Raw genomic sequence first — 19700 nt, 5'->3', positions numbered from 1 at the left:
GAGGACCTCCCCGTGAGCAGCCCCGAGAACCCGTTCGACCCGTCCGACCAGCTGCGGTCGGCCGCCGAGCGCCGCCAGGCCGAGCAGCGCGACCAGCAGCGCTACGGCGCGCCCAGCCAGGAGGACACCCAGGTGATCGGCGCCGTCCGGACGCCGCGCCGCCGTCGCCGCCTCGGCCTCGCCCTCGCCGCCGCGGCCGTGCTGGCCACCGGCATCGCCGTGCCCGCCATCGCGGCCGGGGGCGGTGGCACGGCGGCCTCGGTCGTCCTGCCGGCGGACGCCGGCGGTGGCGAGACCGCCGCTCCGGCCGACGCGAGCCCCTCGGCCAGCCCCTCGGGCTCGCCGTCGGCCGAGCCGAGCACCGGGACGGGCGATCCCGCCACGGCACCCGCCGCCTGCGCCCCGCCGGCCGGTCCGGTCGGCCCCGCCGGCCCCCGTCCGGCCCCGCCGCAGGGCGCTGACGCCCCGAAGCCCCCGGCTCCGCCCGCACCGGCCGACGCCCCGACGCCGCCGGCCGACGCTCCCACCCCGCCGGCCGACGCCCCGACCCCGGGCGCCGAGGCGCCGACCCCGCCGGCCGACGCGCCCACCCCGCCGGCCGACGCCCCCAACCCGGGCGCTGAGGCGCCGACCCCTCGGCCCGACGCCCCCACCCCGCCGGCCGACGCACCGACGCCGGGCGCTGACGCCCCGACCCCGGGCACCGCGGCTCCGACCCCGCCGGCCGACGCACCCAGCCCGGCAGCCGACGCCCCCGTCCCGCCCGCCAGCGCCGACGGGACGGACTGCCCGGCCCCGCCCGCCCCGCCGGCACCGCCGGTCGGTGGTCCCGCGGCCGGACCGGGAGCCGCGGCTCCCGCCCCGGGTGCGGACGCCCCGACCCCGCCCGCCGACGCGCCGACCCCCGGGGCTGACGCCCCCACCCCGCCCGCCGACGCGCCGACCCCCGGCGCTGACGCCCCGACCCCGCCCGCCGGCGCCCCGACCCCGGGTGCGGACGCCCCGACCCCGCCGGCCGGCCCGAGCGCGTCCCCGTCCACCGAGGTCGGCGGCAGCTGAGCGAGCGCCCAGCGCCCGACCCGTCCCGCTCCGGGGCGGGTCGGGCGCCCGGCTCCGGCCGACGAGGGGCCGCGGGGCGACTAGGCTCGTCCGATGCCCTCCGCCCTGCCCGACGGCGTCGCGGCCCCGGCCGACGGCGCGCTGCCCGACGCCGCGCGCGCCGAGGTGCCGGGGGGCCCGCTGAGCGTCTACCTGCACGTGCCGTTCTGCACCACCCGGTGCGGCTACTGCGACTTCAACACCTACACCGCCAGCGAGCTCGGGACCGAGCCCGGCGCCTCCCGGGCCGGCTACGCCGAGACCGCTGCCCAGGAGGTCGCGCTGGCCGCCCGGGTGCTGGGCCCGGACGCCCCGCCGGTCAGCACCGTCTTCGTCGGCGGCGGCACCCCGACCCTGCTGCCGCCGGCCGACCTCGCGCTGCTGCTCGACGCCGTCCGCGAGCACCTCGGCCTGACGCCGGACGCCGAGGTGACGACGGAGTCCAACCCCGAGTCGGTCGACGCGGCCGATCTCGTCGCCCTGCGGGAGGCCGGGTTCACCCGGATCTCGTTCGGCATGCAGTCGGCCGTGCCGCACGTGCTGGCCACCTTGGACCGCGTGCACTCCCCGGGCCGCCCCCAGCAGGCCGTCGCCGAGGCGCGCGCGGCCGGCTTCGACAGCGTCAGCCTCGACCTCATCTACGGCACGCCGGGGGAGTCCCTCGACGACTGGGCGACCAGCCTCGACGCCGCGCTGGCCGCCGAGCCGGACCACGTCAGCGCCTACGCCCTCATCGTCGAAGAAGGCACCCGGCTCGCCAGCCAGGTCCGCCGCGGTCGTCTGCCGATGACCGACGACGACGACCTGGCCGACAAGTACCTGCTGGCCGAGGAGCGGCTGACCGCGGCCGGCTACACCGCCTACGAGGTGAGCAACTGGGCGCGCGGCGACGACCACCGCTGCCGGCACAACCTGGCCTACTGGCGCGGCCACGCCTGGTGGGGCGTCGGCCCGGGGGCGCACAGCCACGTCGGCGGCGTCCGCTGGTGGAACGTCAAGCACCCGGCCGCCTACGCCGGGCGGATGGCGGCGGGCGTCTCGCCGGCGCACGCCCGCGAGCTGCTGGAGCCCGACGACCGCCGCGTCGAGCGCGTGCTGCTGGAGCTCCGGCTGGCCGACGGCCTGGACCTCGCCGTCCTCACCGCCACCGAGCGCCGCCGGGTCCCCGACCTGGAGGCCCGCGGCCTCGCCGTCCTCACCCCGGCCGGCACCCTGGCGCTCACCCTGCGCGGGCGGCTGCTGGCCGACGGCGTCGTCCGCGACCTGCTGGACTGAGCGGGCCGGACCCGCAGCCTCCCGGCCGGTCTGCCACCGGACCGCAACGAGCGCGACCCCGCACCGCAACATCGTCTCCCTACCGTCGCCGTGGGCCGTCCGGCCCACGAGACGAGGGAGTTCACCGTGAGCGCAGCCGAGGGCCGCGAGGCAGCCGAGACCATCGAGAAGGGGATCGGCCGGCGCGCCCTGCTCCGGACGGCCGCCTCCCTGGGTGCTGCGGCGACGGTCACCGCGGGCGCACCGGTGGCCGCGACGGCCGCCCCGCGCACCGGCGGCCGTGGCGGGCGGGGCCGGCTCGAGGTGCTGCAGCCCGGCACCGGCCGGATCACCGGCGACCACTACCTCAGCGCGCAGGCCGACGAGGTGCTCTGGGGCTACGTGCCCTCGGTCGGCGCCGAGCCGGTGCTGGAGATGGGCTCCGGCCAGACCGTCACCATCGACGCGCTCTCCCACGAGGGGATCCTCGAGGACCAGGGCCGGGACCCGCGGGCCTACTTCGCGCGGCAGGGCGTCGGACGGGGCGAGGTCCTCGACGACGCGGTGGCGGTCGCCCGCGACTACGACCGCACCCCCCGGAACTTCGACGTCGACGGCCCGCACGTCGTCCTCGGCCCCATCTACGTCCGCGGCGCCCGCCCCGGGGATGTGCTGAAGGTCGAGACCCTCTCGGCCGTCCCGCGGGTGCCCTACGGCGTCGTCTCCAGCCGGCACGGCAAGGGCGCGCTGCCGCAGGGCCCCGGCCGCACCGCCCCCGCCGGCCTGACGCTGGACGAGGTGATGCCGCCGGTCGCCACCGACGGCCGCGCCAGCGGCGACCCGACCCGCTACGGCAACGTCTCGGTGTTCACGCCCGTGGAGAGCCGGCGGGGCCGCCTGCACGGCCGGATGGAGAGCGCCGCGGGGGCGGTCCGGTTCCCGCTCAACCCCTTCATGGGCATGATGGGCGTCGCCTCCGCGCCCGCGCCCGCCCTCAACGCGCCCCAGGTCAACTCGATCCCGCCGACCCTCGGCGGCGGCAACATCGACATCAGCCTCCTCGGGCCGGGCTCGACCTTCTACCTCCCCGTGTTCGACGAGGGCGCCCTCTTCTACGTCGGCGACCCGCACCTGGCCATGGGCGACGGGGAGGTGGCCCTCACGGCGCTGGAGGGATCGCTGCGCGCCACCTTCCGGCTGACGGTGTGCCGCCCCGGGCGCAGCGGGGTGCCCTCGGTCGCCTACCGCTACCCCTTCGCCGAGAACCGGTCGTCCTGGATCCCCATCGGGCTGTCCGACCCCGACGGGGTGCTGGGCGGCCAGGTCAGCGACCTCGACGTGGCGATGCGGCGGGCGGTGGTCAACGCCCTGGACTTCCTGCAGGACGACCTGGGCATGGAGCGCGCGGTCGCCTACGCCTACCTCTCGGCGGCGGCGGACTTCGTCGTCTCCCAGGTCGTCGACCGGACGATGGGCGTGCACGCCGTCATCCCGAAGTCGCACTTCCCGCGCTCCTGAGACCACCGGGGGGCCGGCGGGGCGCCAGGAGCCCCGCCGGTCGTCCTCAGTCCTCGGGGACCGGGTGGTCCTGGGTGACGAAGTCGATGAGCTGCTCCACGGTCGTCAGCAGCGGCCGCTCCAGGTCGTTCCAGGAGCGGACCCGGCCGAGGATCATCTTCCAGGCGGCCGCGATGTCGGCCTGGTCGGCGTGCGGCAGCCGCAGCACCTCGCAGATGCCGTGCTTCCACTCGACGTCGCGCGGGATCTGCGGCCAGACCTTCAGGCCCACCCGCTCCGGCTTCACCGCCTGCCAGATGTCGACGTAGGGGTGGCCGAGCACCGAGACGTACCCGCCGCCGCGGCCGCGCTCGACCTGGGCGGCGATCCGGCTCTCCTTGCTCCCGGGGACCAGGTGGTCGACCAGCACGCCCAGCCGGCGGCCGCGCTCGGGCGCGAACTCCTCGACGATGGACGGCAGGTCGTCGATGCCGCCCAGGTACTCCACGACCACGCCGACGTGGCGCAGGTCCTCGCCCCAGATCCGCTCGACCAGCTCGGCGTCGTGCCGGCCCTCGACGTAGATCCGGCTGGGCAGCGCCACCTTCGCCCGCTCGGCCGGCCCGGCCACCGAGCCCGACGCCGTCCGCCGCGGGGCGCTCGTGCCCGCCCGGGCCGTCACGACGAGGGTCACCGGCCGGCCCTCGTCGAGGAAGCCCGGCCCCAGCGGGAAGCTGCGCAGCTTGCCGCGCCGGTCCTCCAGCACGACGATGCCGCGCTCCACCCGGACGACGGCGCCGACGAAGCCCGTCGTCGCGTCCTCCAGCACCTGGCCGGGCTTGACGGCCAGCTCGGTGCTCACCGGCTTGCCGGCCTTCTGCCAGCCGGTGGCCAGGACGTCGGTGCGGTAGCGGTCGGTCGGGGAGCTCACCGGCCGAGCGTAGGCGAGCCCCCGGCCCGGGCCCGGGAGCGAACCGCGGCGGTGCGCGGCTTGCCCTGCGGTGGTTGTCTGGCCTGGTGCCGGCGATGTCGATGTTCCCCCTCGGGTCCGTGCTCTTCCCCCACATGCCGCTCCGGCTGCGGGTGTTCGAGGAGCGCTACCTCGTCATGCTGTCCGAGCTGGTGGAGGCCGAGGACACCCGTTTCGGCGTCGTGCTCATCGAGCGCGGCTTCGAGGTCGGCGGCGGCGAGCACCGCTTCGGCGTGGGCACGACGGCCGACGTCGCCCAGATCGGCGCCGAGGACGGGGTCGTCGGCCTGGTGGCCCAGGGCACCGAGCGCTTCGAGGTCGAGACCTGGCTGGACGACGACCCCTACCCTCGCGCCGAGGTCCGCGTGCTGCCCGAGCTCGTCTGGGACGAGCGGCTGGAGCCCCTGCGCGCCGAGACCGAGCAGCTGGTGCGCCGCACGCTCGCCCAGGCCAGCGAGTTCTCCGAGAACGTCTGGCCGGCCGACGTCGAGCTGGCAGATGAGCCGGTGCCGGCGCTCTGGCAGCTGGCGGCCATCGCCCCGGTGACGGCGCTGGACCAGGTGAAGCTGCTGCGGTCGGAGTCGGCCGAGGCCCTGCTGCTCAGCCTCGTCGAGCTCACCCGCGACGCCGCCCTCGCATGGGAGACGCCCTGGCCGCTTGAATGACCTCGCTCCGCTCGGTCGCGGATCTCGCTCTGGCCCGGTGACTTGTCCGTCCCCCGGGCAGGACGAAGAGCGTGTCCTCCCCCGGGGACGGACAAGTCATCGGCGCGAGATCCGGGTGCCTGGCCGCCCCGGGTGCCGAGGTGACTCCCGCTCCCTGAGCCTGTCGAAGGGCCCGAGCGGAGCGAGGTCAGACAGCTCAGCGCGGAGCAGGCCCGGTCGAACCCCGCGGGACCAGGGAGATCGGCAGCACGACCTGCCGCGGCCCGGCCTCGGCGTCGACGAGCAGGCGGCCGACCAGGCGGCCGCGCTCGCGGATCGGCTGCTGCACCGTCGTCAGGTCGCGGGCGGCGGCGTCGGCGATGTCGTCGAAGCCGCAGACGGAGACCTGGCCGGGGACGTCGACGCCCAGCTCGGCGAGGGCGGTGAGCGCCCCCAGGGCCAGCACGTCGCTCAGGCCCACGACGGCCGTCGGGGGGTCGGGACGGGCCATCAGGGCCCGGGCGGCGGCCGCGCCGGACGCCAGCGCGTTGTGCCCGCCCGAGACCAGGGTGAGCCGGCCCGGCAGGCTCTGCTGCAGGCCGCGCAGCCGGGAGGCGTAGTCGAGGAAGGTGACCTCGGCCGGGTCGAGCTCGACGACCTCGCGGCCGGCGGGTGCGTTCCGCTCCACCAGCACGGCCACGTCGCGGTGGCCCAGCGCGGCCAGGTGCTCCCCGACCAGCACGCCGCCGCGCAGGTCGTCGATGGCGACCCAGGACGAGTCGGGGTCGTCGCGGATGTCGGTGCCGACGAAGCGGATGCCGCGGGCGCGGGCCAGCGCGGCCGCCGGGTGCTGCTCGGGCAGGCACATGATCGTCAGGGCGTCGATGCTGGCCCGCTGGATGGCCGTCACGTCCGGCTCGTTGTCGGAGAAGGACAGCGGCATCAGCAGCACGCTCGTCTGGTGCTGCTCCACCACCTCGCTGAGCCCGGTGAGGAACTCGACGGCGAAGGGGTCGGAGAAGGCGTAGGACAGCTGCTCGGTCAGCAGCACCCCGACCGCCCCCGACCGGCCCGACCGCAGGGTGCGGGCCGCGGCGTCGGGACCGGCGTAGCCGAGCTCGGCCGCTGTCGCGAGGATGCGCGCGCGCAGCTCCCCGGACAGCTGGTCGGGGCGGTTGTAGGCGTTCGAGACGGTCGCGGGGGAGACGCCCAGCGTCGCCGCCAGCGTCTTGACCGTCACCCGACCCATCGTCCGCCCCTCCCGTTCGCCGACCTGTCAGAACCGGTACCGGCTCTGACCGGCACCCAGTCTGACAACCCGGTGGGAGCCGCCGTGGTCCTCACGCGAGCGGCAACGTCGGGCGGGTGCCCTTGACGCCCCGGCCGGCCAGCGCGGCGTAGCCCGGCGCGACCGCGCCCGCCACGTGCTCGGCGGGGTAGGGCCAGCTGCCGCGGGCCAGCGCGTCGGCCTCGCCGACCCCGGACTCGACGAGGTGGGTGAGCTCCCCGGACACCGCGGCGACCCGGCCGCGGGTGCCGAAGACGAACTCGCGGTCGACGAGGTCGCCGTGCCCGGGGACGGCCCGGGTGCCGGCGGTCATCAGCCCGATGACGCCGTCGAGGGTGGCCCCCCAGGCGTGCGGCACGCTGTCCGGCCCCCACCAGGGGGCGGCCGTCTCCGGCGTCGGCGCGGACTCGACGAGGTCTCCGACGAACAGCAGGTCGGCGTCGGGGACCACGACGACGAGGTCGCCGTCGGTGTGCCCCGGACCCAGGTGCGCCACCTCGACCCGCCGGTCGCCGAGGTCGACCGCGACGGCGACGGCGATCTCGCGGGACGGCGGCACCAGCGCGGCCGGGTCCAGCCCGAGGGCCTGGGCGGCCTCGGCGGACGCGCGCGAGGCCAGGGCCGCGGGCAGGGTCTCGTGGCCGAGGGTCGCGACGTCGGCGAAGGCGGCCAGCCCGAAGGCGTGGTCGGAGTGCGCGTGGGTGACGACGACGCCCACCAGCGGCAGCGCGGTGACGTCCGCGACCGAGGCCCGCAGCGCGGCGCCCTGCTCCGGGCTCGACCCGGTGTCGACGAGCAGCGCGCCGGTCCGGCCCAGCACGAGCCCCAGGTTGACGCCCTCGGGCTCGGCGACGGCGACGAGCACCCCGTCCGCGACCTCGCGCCAGGGGCCGAGCGAGAACTGCGGACCGGGGGCGCCGTCGCGGGCCCGTCCTGCCGGGGGCTGCTGGTCCATCCCGCTAGACTGGCACTCTGGCCTTCCGAGTGCCAACCCGGCCCGACCGGGTGCGCCCGGGGCCACCACCACGACGAGGCACGGGCCGCGCCCGGGGCCGCCGACACGACAGAGGAGGGGACGTGGACGAACGCAAGCTCGAGGTGCTGCGCGCGATCGTGACCGACTACGTGTCCAGCCAGGAGCCGGTGGGCTCCAAGGCGCTCGTCGAGCGGCACGACCTCGGCGTCTCGCCCGCGACGGTCCGCAACGACATGGCCGCGCTGGAGGAGGAGGGCTACATCACCCAGCCCCACACCAGCGCCGGCCGGATCCCCACCGACAAGGGCTACCGGCTGTTCGTCGACCGGCTGGGCACCGTGAAGCCGCTGTCCCCGGCCGAGCAGAAGGCGATCCACACCTTCCTCTCCGGCGCCGCCGACCTCGACGACGTGCTGCTGCGCACCGTCCGGCTGCTCGCCCAGGTCACCCAGCAGGTGGCGATCGTCCAGTACCCGACGCTGAGCCACTCCACGGTGCGGCACGTCGAGGTGGTCTCCCTCTCCACCTCCCGGATGCTGCTCATCCTCATCACCTCCACCGGCCGCATCGAGCAGCGCGCCCTCGAGCTGCCCGACCACGACGCCGAGACCCTGGCCCAGCTGCGCGCCCAGCTCAACGCGGCGACCGTCGGCCACTCGTCCTCGGCCGCCGCGGCCCGGCTCAGCACGCTGACCGGGGAGCTGCCGCCCGAGCTCGGCGCGATCGGCCAGGCGGCCGTGGCCACCCTGCTGGAGATGCTGAGCAGCGAGGCGTCCAGCCGGATGGTCGTCGGCGGGATGCCGAACCTCACCCGCTACGGCGCCGAGTTCGAGACGACCGTCAAGCCGGTCCTCGAGGCGCTGGAGGAGCAGGTCGTGCTGCTCAAGCTGATGGGGGAGGCCACCACGGCCGACGCCGTCACCGTGCGCATCGGCCAGGAGAACCCGTACAAGGAACTACAGTCGACGTCGGTCGTCGCGAGCGGCTACGGCAGCCAGCTCGACATGTTCGCCACGCTGGGCGTCGTCGGACCCACCCGGATGGACTACCCCTCCACCATGGCCTCGGTGCGTGCCGTCGCCCGCTACGTAGGCCGTTTCCTCTCCGAAGGATGATCACCCCACACCATGAGCTCTGACTACTACGAGATCCTCGGCGTCGCGCGCGACGCGACGCCGGAGCAGATCAAGAAGGCCTACCGCCAGCTGGCGATGAAGCTGCACCCCGACGTGGCCACCGAGGCCGACGCCGGCGACAAGTTCAAGAAGGTCGCCGAGGCCTACGAGGTGCTCCAGGACCCCAAGAAGCGCGACCTCTACGACCGCGGCGGCGACCCGCTCGGCGGCGGGATGGGCGGCTTCGGCGGGGGCGGCGGCTTCGGCGGCCAGGCCGGTGGGTTCGACTTCACCAACCTCGTCGACGCCATGTTCGGCCAGCAGTCCAGCCGGGGCCCGCGCTCGCGCGTCCGCCGCGGCCAGGACGCGCTGGTCCGGCTCTCGCTGGAGCTGGCCGAGGCCGCCTTCGGCACCACCAAGCCCCTGCAGGTCGACACCGCCGTGCTCTGCCCCCGCTGCAGCGGCTCGGGCGCCATGGAGGGCTCCGAGCCCGAGACCTGCCGCACCTGCCACGGCCAGGGCGATGTCACCCACGTGCAGCGCTCGTTCATCGGCGACATCCGCACCACCCAGCCGTGCCCGACCTGCCGCGGCTACGGGACGGTCATCCCCGACCCGTGCGTCGAGTGCGCGGGCGACGGCCGGATCCGGTCCTCGCGGACCATCAACGTCAAGATCCCGGCCGGCGTCAGCACCGGCAACCGGATCCACCTGGCCTCCCACGGCGAGGTCGGCCCGGGCGGTGGCCCCGCCGGCGACCTCTACGTCGAGCTCTCGGTGGCCCAGCACGAGATCTTCCGGCGCGACGGCGACGACCTCGAGGTCGTCGTCAAGATCCCGATGACGGCGGCCGCCCTGGGCACCGAGGTGTCGGTGGCCACCTTGGAGGCCGACCTCGAGGACTCCGACGCCGACGACCGCAGCGTCCAGGTCGCGGTGCCGGCCGGCACCCAGTCCGGCACCCGGGTGGCGCTGGAGGGCAAGGGCGTGCCGCGCCTGCGCTCGAACGGCCGCGGCCAGATGGGCGTCACCCTCCTGGTCCAGACCCCGACCCGGCTCGACGAGGAGCAGCGCGAGCTGGTGCGCCAGCTCGCCGAGCTCCGCGGCGAGGACGGGCCCGAGGGCACCGTCCAGAAGCACGGCCGGGGTGTCTTCGGGCGCCTGCGGGACGCCTTCGCCGGGCAGTGACCGGGATGACGGGCCGGCCCGGGGGGACGCGGTGACCGCGCCCCTCTTCCTGCTGGAGAGCCTCGCCGACCCGCTGCCCGCGGTGGGCGCGACGCTCGAGCTCGGCGGGGACGAGGGCCGGCACGCCGCCGTCGTGCGCCGGATCGCGGCCGGCGAGCAGGTGCTGGTGGCCGACGGCCGCGGGCGCGGCGTCCGGGCCGAGGTCACCGCGGCGGCGAAGACCGGCCTGACGCTGCGGGTGCTGGAGCACCTCGCGGGCACCGGACGTCCGCTGCGCGTGGTCGTGGTCCAGGCCCTGGCCAAGGGCGACCGCTCCGAGCTCGCCGTGGAGATGCTCACCGAGGTGGGCGTCGACGAGATCTGGCCCTGGCAGGCCTCGCGCTCCATCGTCCGCTGGTCGGCCGAGCGCGGGGAGAAGTCGCTGGCGCGGTGGCGTTCCACCGCCCGCGAGGCCACCAAGCAGTCCCGACGGCTGGCGCAGCCGGACGTGCGGCCCGTGCTCAGCACGGCGCGGCTCGCCGCCGCGCTGGCCGGCGTCGACGTGGCGCTGGTGCTGCACGAGGACGCCACGACGGCGCTGCGCGAGGTCGCGCTGCCCGCGGAGGGGACCGTCGCCCTCGTCGTCGGGCCCGAGGGCGGCATCGCCCCCGAGGAGCTGGAGCGCTTCGCCGCGGCCGGCGCCCGCGCCGTCTCGGTCAGCGACGCCGTGCTGCGCACCTCCACCGCCGGCGTCGTCGCCGTCGCGGGCCTGCTGCTGCGCTGAGGCCTGGCGGGTGCCGCCGACCGGTGCCAGGCTGGCTCCCGGACGCGGGGCGCACCGGGCCCGGCGCCGACGCCCGAGGAGGAGCCCCGTGACCGTCTGGATCTGCCGCACCTGTGCCGTCGAGCACGCCGACACCGAGGTGCCGCCGACGGCCACCTGCGCGATCTGCAGCGACGAGCGGCAGTACGTCCGGCCCGAGGGCCAGCGCTGGACGACGCTGGAGGAGCTGCGGGCCGAGGGGCACCGCGGCCGCGTCGAGGAGGTCGAGCCCGGGCTGCACGGCATCACCGTCGAGCCGTCGGTGGGCATCGGCCAGCGGGCGCTGCTGGTCGCCACCCCGGGCGGCAACGTCCTCTGGGACCCCGTCGGCTACCTCGACGACGAGCTCGTCGCCGAGGTCCGCGCGCTGGGCGGCGTCGCGGCGGTCGCCTCCAGCCACCCCCACATGTTCGGCGCGCAGGTGGCGTGGTCGCGCCGCTTCGACGACGCCCCGGTCCTCGTGGTCGCCGCCGACGCCTCCTGGGTGCAGCGGCCCGACCCCGTCATCGAGCTGGTGCAGGAGACCGCCGAGCCCGTCCCCGGGGTGCGGCTCGTGCGCATCGGCGGGCACTTCCCGGGCAGCGCCGTCCTGCACCTGACCGGCCGCGACGGGCGCGGCGTGCTGCTGAGCGGCGACACCGTCGTCGGCACCCCGGACGAGCACTGGGTGGCCTTCCTGCGCAGCTACCCCAACAAGATCCCGCTCTCGGCCGCCGTCGTGGCCCGGGTGGCCGACCGCGTGCTGGCGCTGGACTTCGACCGGCTCTACGACAACGTCGGGGGCCGGGTGCGGCAGGACGCCGCAGCCCGGGTCCGCCGCTCGGCGGATCGCGTGGTCGCCTGGACGCGGGGCGACTTCGACCACCTCACGGGCACCGGCTGAGCCGGGTCCGGGAGGGCGGAGGGGCCGCGGGACCGCCGTCGCGTGCCGTAGTGTCGGGCCCTGCCGACGAGCGCCCGGACCGCAGGGCCGTCCGGGAGGGGGAGTCGCGTGAGCGTGCCGCAGGCCCTCGTCGCCGACCGCTACCGCCTGGTGGAGCGGGTCGGCTCGGGCGGCATGGGCGTGGTCTGGGAGGCCTGGGACGAGCGCCTCGAGCGCCGGGTGGCGCTCAAGCAGCTCCGCACCCACCCGGGCGTCAGCGAGGAGGAGGCCGAGCTCGCGAAGAACCGGGCGATGCGCGAGGCCCGGATCACCGCACGGCTGCACCACCGGCACGCCGTCCCCGTCTTCGACGTCGTCGAGCACGAGGGCCAGCCCTGCCTGATCATGCAGTTCGTCCCCTCGGTGCCGCTGTCCGGCGTGCTCAAGGAGGGCGGACCCCTGTCGCCGGCGGAGGCGGCGCGGCTCGGCGCCGAGGTCGCCTCGGCGCTCGCCGCCGCGCACCAGCTCGGGATCGTGCACCGCGACGTCAAGCCGGGCAACATCCTCGTCGCCGACGACGGCCACGCCCTGATCAGCGACTTCGGCATCTCCCACGCCCTGGGCGACGCCACCCTCACCTCGACCGGCCTGCTGCACGGCACGCCGGCCTACCTCGCCCCCGAGGTCGCCCGCGGCGCCAGCGCCAGCGAGGCCTCCGACGTGCACTCCCTCGGCGCCACGCTCTACGCCGCCCTGGAGGGCGAGCCGCCCTTCGGCACCGACCCCAACACCATCGCCCTGCTGCACCGGGTCGCGTCGGGGGAGCACCCGCCGCCCCGGCGCAGCGGTGCCCTCGCCCCGCTCGTCGAGCGGATGCTGGCCCGCGAGCCCGGCGACCGGCCCACCATGCGCGCGGTCGCCGACGAGCTCGCCGCCCTCGCGGCCGGCCCGTCGGCCGTCGCTGACGCGGACCCGGTGCCGCCGACGCTGCCGCTCGCGGCCGTGCCCGCCGTCGCCGCGGCCGACCCGACGCCGACCCGGGTGAGCGCGCCGGTGCCACCCGCGGACGTCGCCGCCCTCCCGCCCGCCGGACCGCCCGCCGGACCGGGGACCGGCCCCGACCGCCCCGGCCGTCGTCGCCCGCTGCTGCCGGTCCTGCTGGGCCTGGTCGCGGTGCTGGCCGTCGCGGCCCTGGCGTACACCCTGCTGCGCCCCGACGGCGGCGGCGTCGCCACCCCGCAGACCTCGACCTCCGGGACCGCCGCTCCCGCGCCGTCCGACGACGCGACGGCCAGTGCCGACCCGACACCCGGTCCCGAGCCGTCCAGCCCCGAGCCGTCGAGCCCGGAGCCGTCCAGCCCGGAGCCCTCGAGCCCCGCCCCCTCGCCCTCGCCCAGCTCCTCGACCTCGGCGAGCCCGGACGACGACCAGCCCAGCGCCGCCGAGCTGGCCGCCGCCGTCACGACCTACTACGGGCTGGTCCCCGACGACACCGACGAGGCCTGGGGGCTGCTCACGCGGCGCTACCAGACCGGCACCACGGGCGGTCGCGACGCCTACGAGGACTTCTGGGACGGGATCGAGGAGGTCAGGGTCAGCCAGGCCCGCGGGACCGCCCCCGACGGCGCCGAGGCCACGGTCACCTACACCTACGACGACGACCGGGTCGTCCGCGAGCGCACGTCCTTCCGGTTGGTGGAGCAGGGCGGCGTGCTCAAGATCGACGACTCGACGGTCATCAGCTCGACCGGCTGAGCCCGGTGGGCTGCGGGCGGGCTGCGCCGTCGGCCCCGCGGCGGCGTGGCAGGGTAGAGCCATGAGCGACATGACCCAGTCCTACGAGCAGACCCCGGACCGGGAGGAGCAGCTCGACCAGGACCAGCTGCAGTCCCAGACGAACCTCGAGGAGCGCGGCGTCGACGACGCCCTCGACGAGGGCTACTCCCCGCCGGAGAAGCCGTCGGTGCTGATGCGGGAGGGCGAGCACGACAGCCTGGACGCGCGGCTGTCGGAGGAGGTCCCCGAGCCCGACCCCTACGCCGAGACCGACCAGGAGAAGGGTCTCGACGACGGCGTCTCCGACGAGTCCGACTTCCTCGACACCGAGACCGGTGACGAGCGCGCCGGCCGCCTGATGGACACCAACGAGGGCATCGGCCCCGACGACGAGGGCGACCTGCTCGCCGTCGACGCCGGCATCGACGCGGGCGCCGCCAGCGCCGAGGAGGCGGCCATGCACATCGTCCCCGAGGACGACGAGCGCTGACCCACCACGCCGGCCCGGATCCCGCGGCCTGAGCCCCACCCGCGGCCTGAGCCCCACCTCGCGCTCTGAGCCCATCCCGCGGCCTGAGCACACCCCCGCGGCCTGAGCCCGTCGAAGGCCCTTCGACAGGCTCAGGGCGCGGTCCGCGTGGGCGCGTCGGGAACCGGGACCGACGAGATCTCCGGGAATCTTGGGGCCCGCACAGGGGTTCACTAGGATGGTCACGACCACCCACGTGGGCTGCGACGTCAGCCCGCCCACCACCGAGGACACCCCCTGAGCAGAACAGACAGCCCGGCCCGGAACGACGACCCGTCCCAGCCCCGCCCCCTCGGCGCCGCACGGCCCGAGGAGCCCGCGATGGACGAGATCCGCCGGGTGACCGTGCCGGTCTCGGTGGACATGGTCAACATCCTGGGTCCCGGCGACGAGTTCCTGAGGATTCTGGAGCGCGAGCTCACGGCCGGCATCCACGTCCGCGGCAACGAGATCACCCTGACCGGCTCGGCCGCCGAGGTCGACGCCGCCGCCGAGGTGCTGACCGAGCTCGTCACGGTGCTGCGCACCGGGCAGGGCCTCACCGCGGACGCGGTCGAGCGCACCTGCTCGATGGTCGTGGGCCGCGAGGAGGCGCACCCCTCCGACGTGCTGACGCAGAACATCCTGTCCTCGCGCGGCAAGACGATCCGGCCCAAGACGCTGAACCAGAAGCGCTACGTCGACGCGATCGACAAGCACACGGTCGTCTTCGGCATCGGCCCCGCCGGCACGGGCAAGACCTACCTGGCCGTGGCCAAGGCGGTCCAGGCGCTGCAGAACAAGCAGGTCAACCGGATCATCCTGACCCGGCCGGCCGTCGAGGCCGGTGAGCACCTGGGCTTCCTGCCCGGCACGCTCAACGACAAGATCGACCCGTACCTGCGCCCGCTCTACGACGCGCTGCACGACATGCTCGACCCCGACACGATCCCTCGCCTGCTGACGGCCGGGACGATCGAGGTCGCGCCGCTGGCCTACATGCGCGGCCGCACGCTGAACGACGCGTTCATCATCCTCGACGAGGCGCAGAACACCTCGATGGAGCAGATGAAGATGTTCCTGACCCGGCTGGGCTTCGGCTCCAAGATCGTCGTCACCGGCGACGTCACCCAGGTCGACCTGCCGGGCGGCACCCGCAGCGGGCTCCGCGAGGTCCAGGCGATCCTCGACGACGTCGCGGACATCTCGTTCAACCACCTGACCAACCACGACGTGGTCCGGCACCGGCTGGTCGGCAAGATCGTGGCGGCCTACGACGTGTTCGAGGCCGCGCAGCCGCCGCCGCAGCACCGCGGCCACCGATGAGGACCTGACCCCATGAGCGTCGACATCAACAACGAGTCCGGTCTGGAGGCCGACAGTCCGGGCCTCGTCCGGCTCGCCACCTTCACCCTCGACCAGCTGCGGATCCACCCCCAGGCCGAGCTCTCCATCCTGCTGGTGGACGAGGACACCATGTCCGCGTACCACGAGAAGTACATGGGCGAGCCCGGCCCGACGGACGTCCTGAGCTTCCCGATGGACGAGCTGCAGCCCCCCGACGACGACGAGGAGCCCCCGCTGGGCATGCTCGGCGACATCGTCCTCTGCCCGTCGGTCACCAGCCGGCAGGCGGCCGAGCACGGCCGCTCCGCCGACGAGGAGGCCGAGTACCTGCTCGTGCACGGCATGCTGCACCTGCTCGGCTACGACCACGCCGACGACGAGGAGAAGGCCGAGATGTTCGGCCTCAAGGACCGGGTCCTGGCCGCGTGGGCCGAGCAGCGCCCGGACCGGGCGGGCCGGTCGTGAACCAGCAAGACTGGGTCCAGCTGGTCGTCGCGCTGGTCCTCGTGGTGCTCGCCGGCCTGACGGCCGCGGCCGAGGCCGCGCTCTACTCGTTCTCCAAGGCGCGCGCCGACCGGCTCGTCGCCGACGGCGTGTCCGGGGCCGCCCGGGTGCGCAAGATCGCCGACGACCCGCCGCGCTTCCTCAACACCGCGCTGCTGCTGCGGACGATCTTCGAGATCTCGGCGATCGTGCTCGTGGCGCTGGTCGTCTTCGGGATCTTCCCGACGACGAGCGAGCGGGTGCTGATCACCGCCGGTTCCATGATCGTCGTCTCCTACATCTTCTGGGGCGTGGCCCCGCGCACCCTGGGCCGCCAGCACGCGAACAGGATCGCCTGCGCGGCGGCCGGTCCGCTGGTCGCGTTCACGCGCGTCCTCGGCCCCATCCCGCGGCTGCTGATCATGGTCGGCAACGCCCTGACCCCGGGCCGCGGCTTCGTCGACGGCCCGTTCGCCACCGAGGCCGAGCTGCGCGAGATGGTCGACTTCGCCGAGGCGAGCGCGGTGATCGAGTCGGGGGAGCGGAAGATGATCCACTCCGTCTTCGACCTCGGCAACACGATCGTCCGCGAGGTCATGGTGCCCCGCACCGACATGGTCTTCATCGAGGAGCACAAGACGCTGCGGCAGGCGGTCTCGCTGTCGCTGCGCTCGGGGTTCAGCCGGATCCCGGTGATCCGCGACGGGCTCGACGACGTCGTCGGCGTGCTCTACCTCAAGGACGTCATCAAGCGGGTCTACGACTCCCCGGGCACCCAGTCCACCGAGCGCGTCGGCCCGATGATGCGCCAGCCGGTCTGGTGCCCCGACTCCAAGCCCGTCGACGAGCTGCTGCAGGAGATGCAGGCCAAGCGCGTGCACCTGGTGATCGTCGTCGACGAGTTCGGCGGGACCGCCGGGATGGCGACGATCGAGGACATCCTCGAGGAGATCGTCGGCGAGATCACCGACGAGTACGACGAGGAGAACACCGACATCACCGAGCTGGGCGAGGGCCGCTACCGCGTCTCGTCGCGGCTCCCGCTGGACGAGCTCGGCGACCTCTTCGGCCTCGAGCTGGACGACGAGGACGTGGAGACCGTCGGCGGCCTGATGGCCAAGCAGCTCAACAAGGTCCCGATCGCCGGCTCGGTCGTCACGTTCGAGGGGCTCGAGCTGCTGGCCGAGCGGTCCACCGGCCGCCGGAACCGGATCGGCACCGTCGTGGCCAGCCGCGTCGAGACCCCCGAGGCCGACGCCGACGACGGCCGCGACGACCCCCGCACCGAGGCCGCCACCCGCCTCGTCGTCGACGAGACGGCGTCGGTCTCGTGACCGCCGCCGAGCCCGCGGACGTCGTCGAGGCGCCGACCGACCCCGAGGACGTCAAGATCCTCACCCTGGCCCGGGCCGCGCTGGCCCGGACCGGCGCCCGGCAGGGGGCCTGCGTCCGCGACACCGACGGCCGCACCTACGCCGGCACCAGCGTCGACCTGCCTCACCTGCGGCTCTCCGCCGTCGCCGTCGTGGTCGCCATGGCGGCCTCCTCCGGCGCGCAGGGCCTGGAGGCCGTAGCGCTGTCCAGCGCCGACGACCTCGACGACGACGACCTCCTGGTCGCCGCCGACCTCCCCGGCCAGGGCGTGGTGCTCTGGCACGCCGACCCCCGGGGCCAGCTCCGACGGAAGGTCGACGTCCGTGCCCGCACCTGAGAACACCGTGCCCGATCAGCTCCCGGGGCAGATGGCCTCGACGGCGCCGGAGGGGTTCCGCTCGGGCTTCGCCTGCTTCGTCGGCCGCCCCAACGCCGGCAAGTCGACGCTGACGAACGCCCTGGTGGGCAGCAAGATCGCCATCGCGTCGTCGAAGCCGCAGACCACCCGGCACGCCATCCGCGGCATCGTCCACCGGCCGGACGCCCAGCTGGTGCTGATCGACACCCCCGGCCTGCACAAGCCGCGCACCCTGCTGGGGGAGCGGCTCAACGACCTCGTCCGGGGCACCTGGACCGAGGTCGACGTCATCGGCGTGTGCCTGCCGGCCAACCAGAAGATCGGGCCGGGCGACACCTACCTGGTCGGTGAGATCGCGAAGCTCCCGCGCAAGCCGCTGCTGGTGGCCGTGGCCACGAAGTCCGACCTCGTCAGCGGGCAGCGGATGGCCGAGCACCTGATGGCCATCTCGGCGCTGGAGGAGAAGCTCGGCATCCGCTGGGAGCACATCGTCCCGGTCTCGGCGGTCGGCGACGACCAGCTCGACGTGCTCGCCGACACCCTCGTCTCGCTGCTGCCGGAGGGGCCGCCGCTCTACCCGGACGGCGACATCACCGACGAGCCGGAGGAGACCCTGGTCGCCGAGCTCATCCGCGAGGTCGCCCTGGAGGGCGTCCGCGACGAGCTGCCGCACTCGATCACCGTCGTGGTCGAGGAGATGAACCTCCGCGAGGGCCGGCCCGCCGAGAAGCCGCTGCTGGACGTGTTCGCCTCGATGGTCGTCGAGCGCGACTCCCAGAAGGGCATCATCATCGGCCACAAGGGGGAGCGGCTGCGCGACATCGGCGCCGCCGCCCGCCACCAGATCGAGGCCCTGCTGGGCACCCCGGTGTACCTGGACCTGCGGGTCAAGGTGCTCAAGGAGTGGCAGCGCGACGCCAAGCACCTCAACCGGCTGGGCTTCTAGCCCTCCGGGGTCGTCCCCGCCGGGACGTCCGGCCCCGCCCCGTGGACGGGGACCGGACGTCGGGCGGGGAGGAGCTCACACGGCGGCGAGCTCCTCGGCTCCGGCCGGCTCGGCCGCGGCCTCCACCTGCAGCTCGTGCATGTGGAACACCCGGTCCAGCCGGTAGCCGAGCGCCTCGTTGACGGCGATCATGTGGGTGTTGTCGGCCTGGTTCCAGGTCTCGACGACCTCCAGCTGCGGCTCGACCTCCGCCAGCCACGTCATCATCTCGGCCTTCAGCAGCAGCCCCAGCCGGTGCCCGCGGTGGTCGCGGGCGACGGCGGTGTCGCCCTGGAACGCCCAGGCCGGGCGCAGCGGGTCGGTCACCACCATGGTGTGGCCGCCCAGCTCGCCGGTGCCCCGGTGCCGGGCGACGACGCGGTAGAGCCGGTCGCCGCGGCCCTCGCGGGCCGCCTCGATGTCGCGCACCAGGTCGGCGTCGAACACCTCCCGCTCCCAGGTGAGGTCACCCATGGGGGCGTCGTTGATCGACTCCGCGACGGTGGCGATCTCGGCCAGCATCGCCTCCGGCAGCGGCGGGGTGAGCCGGACCAGCGCGTAGTCCGACGCCGCGGCCTCGGCCGCGGCCCGCAGCCGGGCGACCTCGGCCCGGTCGACGTCGGCCAGCTGCTGGCGCCGGCGCGCGTCGTGGCTGGCGTAGCGGAAGCCCGCCCGGCCCAGGAACGCCGCGGCGCCCGGGTCGTCGCCGGGGCAGCCCATCCAGACGGTGGTCCGGCCGGCCTCGTGCGTGCGCCGCAGGACCTCGGCCAGCATGGCGCTGCCGTGGCCGCGACGGCGCCGGTCCGGGTGCACGGTGACGTCGGCCCAGACCAGGTGCCGGTTGTCGCGGAACGGCAGGTCGACGGCGAGCACGCCGACGGGGTCGGCGCCGTCCTCCGGGAGGTAGAGGTGCTGCTCGTCGGGGTGCAGGTCCCAGCCGTACCGCAGCCAGCGCCGGTAGGTCTCCAGGAGCTTCGCCGGGGCGGTCGGGTCGTCGACCCGGCGGGAGGCTTCGAGGATCTCCACCGCCGCGCCGACCGCCTCCGGGTCGTCGGGCTGCACGCGTACGAAAGGCATGGGCCCAGGGTGGCCCCGGCCCCGACGGCCCGGCCACCGGTTTTCCGCCCCCTGCTTGGTGCTCGCGGCCGGGGGCGTTACTGTGACGGCATGGCTGG

19 protein-coding genes are annotated in these 19700 nt (G+C 75.2%); 15 read left to right on the top strand and 4 right to left on the bottom strand.

The genetic code is table 11. The features are described from left to right. Nucleotides 1–12: 12 nt before the first annotated feature. The 3 genes from JOF54_RS04565 to JOF54_RS04555 all read left to right on the top strand — a co-directional run bounded on the left by JOF54_RS04565 (nucleotide 13) and on the right by JOF54_RS04555 (nucleotide 3870). Nucleotides 13–1059, top strand: coding sequence for a hypothetical protein (locus JOF54_RS04565; protein WP_210053408.1), 1047 nt, complete (start codon nucleotides 13–15; stop codon nucleotides 1057–1059). A gap of 93 nt (nucleotides 1060–1152) precedes the next feature. Beyond that, complete coding sequence (gene hemW / locus JOF54_RS04560) at nucleotides 1153–2373, top strand: radical SAM family heme chaperone HemW (protein ID WP_210053406.1); 1221 nt, start codon at nucleotides 1153–1155, stop codon at nucleotides 2371–2373. Nucleotides 2374–2499: 126 nt separating this feature from the next. After that, complete coding sequence (locus tag JOF54_RS04555) at nucleotides 2500–3870, top strand: acetamidase/formamidase family protein (protein WP_307803832.1); 1371 nt, start codon at nucleotides 2500–2502, stop codon at nucleotides 3868–3870. A 46-nt stretch (nucleotides 3871–3916) separates the two neighbouring features. Here JOF54_RS04555 and JOF54_RS04550 read toward each other — a convergent pair whose 3' ends face one another. Next, a complete protein-coding gene (locus tag JOF54_RS04550) occupies nucleotides 3917–4780 on the bottom strand; it encodes a DUF3097 domain-containing protein (RefSeq protein WP_210053404.1) in 864 nt (287 codons plus the stop codon). 95 nt (nucleotides 4781–4875) lie between these two features. Between JOF54_RS04550 and JOF54_RS04545 the strand changes: the two genes are divergently transcribed. Beyond that, nucleotides 4876–5484, top strand: coding sequence for an LON peptidase substrate-binding domain-containing protein (locus JOF54_RS04545; protein WP_245358957.1), 609 nt, complete (start codon nucleotides 4876–4878; stop codon nucleotides 5482–5484). Between the two features lie 196 nt (nucleotides 5485–5680). On the opposite strand, the gene JOF54_RS04540 is transcribed toward JOF54_RS04545, so the two are convergent. Then, entirely contained in the window at nucleotides 5681–6712 is a 1032-nt protein-coding gene (locus tag JOF54_RS04540) for a substrate-binding domain-containing protein (protein WP_210053400.1), read from the bottom strand. A 91-nt stretch (nucleotides 6713–6803) separates the two neighbouring features. Continuing rightward, nucleotides 6804–7706: an MBL fold metallo-hydrolase gene (locus JOF54_RS04535; RefSeq protein WP_210053398.1), complete on the bottom strand. Its 903-nt coding sequence runs from the start codon at nucleotides 7704–7706 to the stop codon at nucleotides 6804–6806. Nucleotides 7707–7828: 122 nt separating this feature from the next. On the opposite strand from JOF54_RS04535, the gene hrcA reads away from it, so the two are divergent. The 11 genes from hrcA (at nucleotide 7829) to era (ending at nucleotide 18486) form a co-directional block, all read left to right on the top strand. Further along, on the top strand, nucleotides 7829–8842 hold the full coding sequence (gene hrcA / locus JOF54_RS04530) for a heat-inducible transcriptional repressor HrcA (protein ID WP_210053396.1): 1014 nt from the start codon (nucleotides 7829–7831) through the stop codon (nucleotides 8840–8842). Nucleotides 8843–8854: 12 nt separating this feature from the next. Beyond that, complete coding sequence (gene dnaJ, locus JOF54_RS04525; RefSeq protein ID WP_210053394.1) at nucleotides 8855–10030, top strand: molecular chaperone DnaJ; 1176 nt, start codon at nucleotides 8855–8857, stop codon at nucleotides 10028–10030. 31 nt (nucleotides 10031–10061) lie between these two features. Beyond that, the gene (locus JOF54_RS04520; protein ID WP_210053392.1) at nucleotides 10062–10793 is read left to right on the top strand and encodes a 16S rRNA (uracil(1498)-N(3))-methyltransferase; all 732 of its coding nucleotides are present in this window, start codon (nucleotides 10062–10064) and stop codon (nucleotides 10791–10793) included. Between the two features lie 88 nt (nucleotides 10794–10881). Further along, entirely contained in the window at nucleotides 10882–11715 is an 834-nt protein-coding gene (locus JOF54_RS04515) for an MBL fold metallo-hydrolase (protein WP_210053390.1), read from the top strand. 108 nt (nucleotides 11716–11823) lie between these two features. Next, nucleotides 11824–13449, top strand: coding sequence for a serine/threonine-protein kinase (locus tag JOF54_RS04510; RefSeq protein ID WP_210053389.1), 1626 nt, complete (start codon nucleotides 11824–11826; stop codon nucleotides 13447–13449). Nucleotides 13450–13510: 61 nt separating this feature from the next. Continuing rightward, a complete protein-coding gene (locus tag JOF54_RS04505; protein WP_245357962.1) occupies nucleotides 13511–13960 on the top strand; it encodes a DUF5709 domain-containing protein in 450 nt (149 codons plus the stop codon). A gap of 360 nt (nucleotides 13961–14320) precedes the next feature. Next, on the top strand, nucleotides 14321–15304 hold the full coding sequence (locus JOF54_RS04500; RefSeq protein ID WP_210053387.1) for a PhoH family protein: 984 nt from the start codon (nucleotides 14321–14323) through the stop codon (nucleotides 15302–15304). A 12-nt stretch (nucleotides 15305–15316) separates the two neighbouring features. Then, nucleotides 15317–15790, top strand: a complete 474-nt coding sequence (ybeY, locus tag JOF54_RS04495) for an rRNA maturation RNase YbeY (RefSeq protein WP_210053385.1) — start codon at nucleotides 15317–15319, stop codon at nucleotides 15788–15790. Then, nucleotides 15787–17142, top strand: a complete 1356-nt coding sequence (locus JOF54_RS04490; protein WP_210053383.1) for a hemolysin family protein — start codon at nucleotides 15787–15789, stop codon at nucleotides 17140–17142. Before ybeY ends, JOF54_RS04490 begins: the two co-directional genes overlap by 4 nt. Continuing rightward, nucleotides 17139–17519: a cytidine deaminase-like protein gene (locus JOF54_RS04485; RefSeq protein ID WP_210053381.1), complete on the top strand. Its 381-nt coding sequence runs from the start codon at nucleotides 17139–17141 to the stop codon at nucleotides 17517–17519. Before JOF54_RS04490 ends, JOF54_RS04485 begins: the two co-directional genes overlap by 4 nt. A gap of 31 nt (nucleotides 17520–17550) precedes the next feature. Then, nucleotides 17551–18486: a GTPase Era gene (era, locus tag JOF54_RS04480; RefSeq protein ID WP_210059346.1), complete on the top strand. Its 936-nt coding sequence runs from the start codon at nucleotides 17551–17553 to the stop codon at nucleotides 18484–18486. A 75-nt stretch (nucleotides 18487–18561) separates the two neighbouring features. On the opposite strand, the gene JOF54_RS04475 is transcribed toward era, so the two are convergent. Further along, on the bottom strand, nucleotides 18562–19602 hold the full coding sequence (locus JOF54_RS04475; RefSeq protein WP_210053380.1) for a GNAT family N-acetyltransferase: 1041 nt from the start codon (nucleotides 19600–19602) through the stop codon (nucleotides 18562–18564). Nucleotides 19603–19700: the final 98 nt, after the last annotated feature.

The organism is Microlunatus capsulatus (assembly GCF_017876495.1).
GTDB lineage: Bacteria > Actinomycetota > Actinomycetes > Propionibacteriales > Propionibacteriaceae > Microlunatus > Microlunatus capsulatus.
The sequence above is the reverse complement of the archived record's forward strand: the minus strand, read 5'-3'. Positions and strand labels throughout refer to the sequence as shown.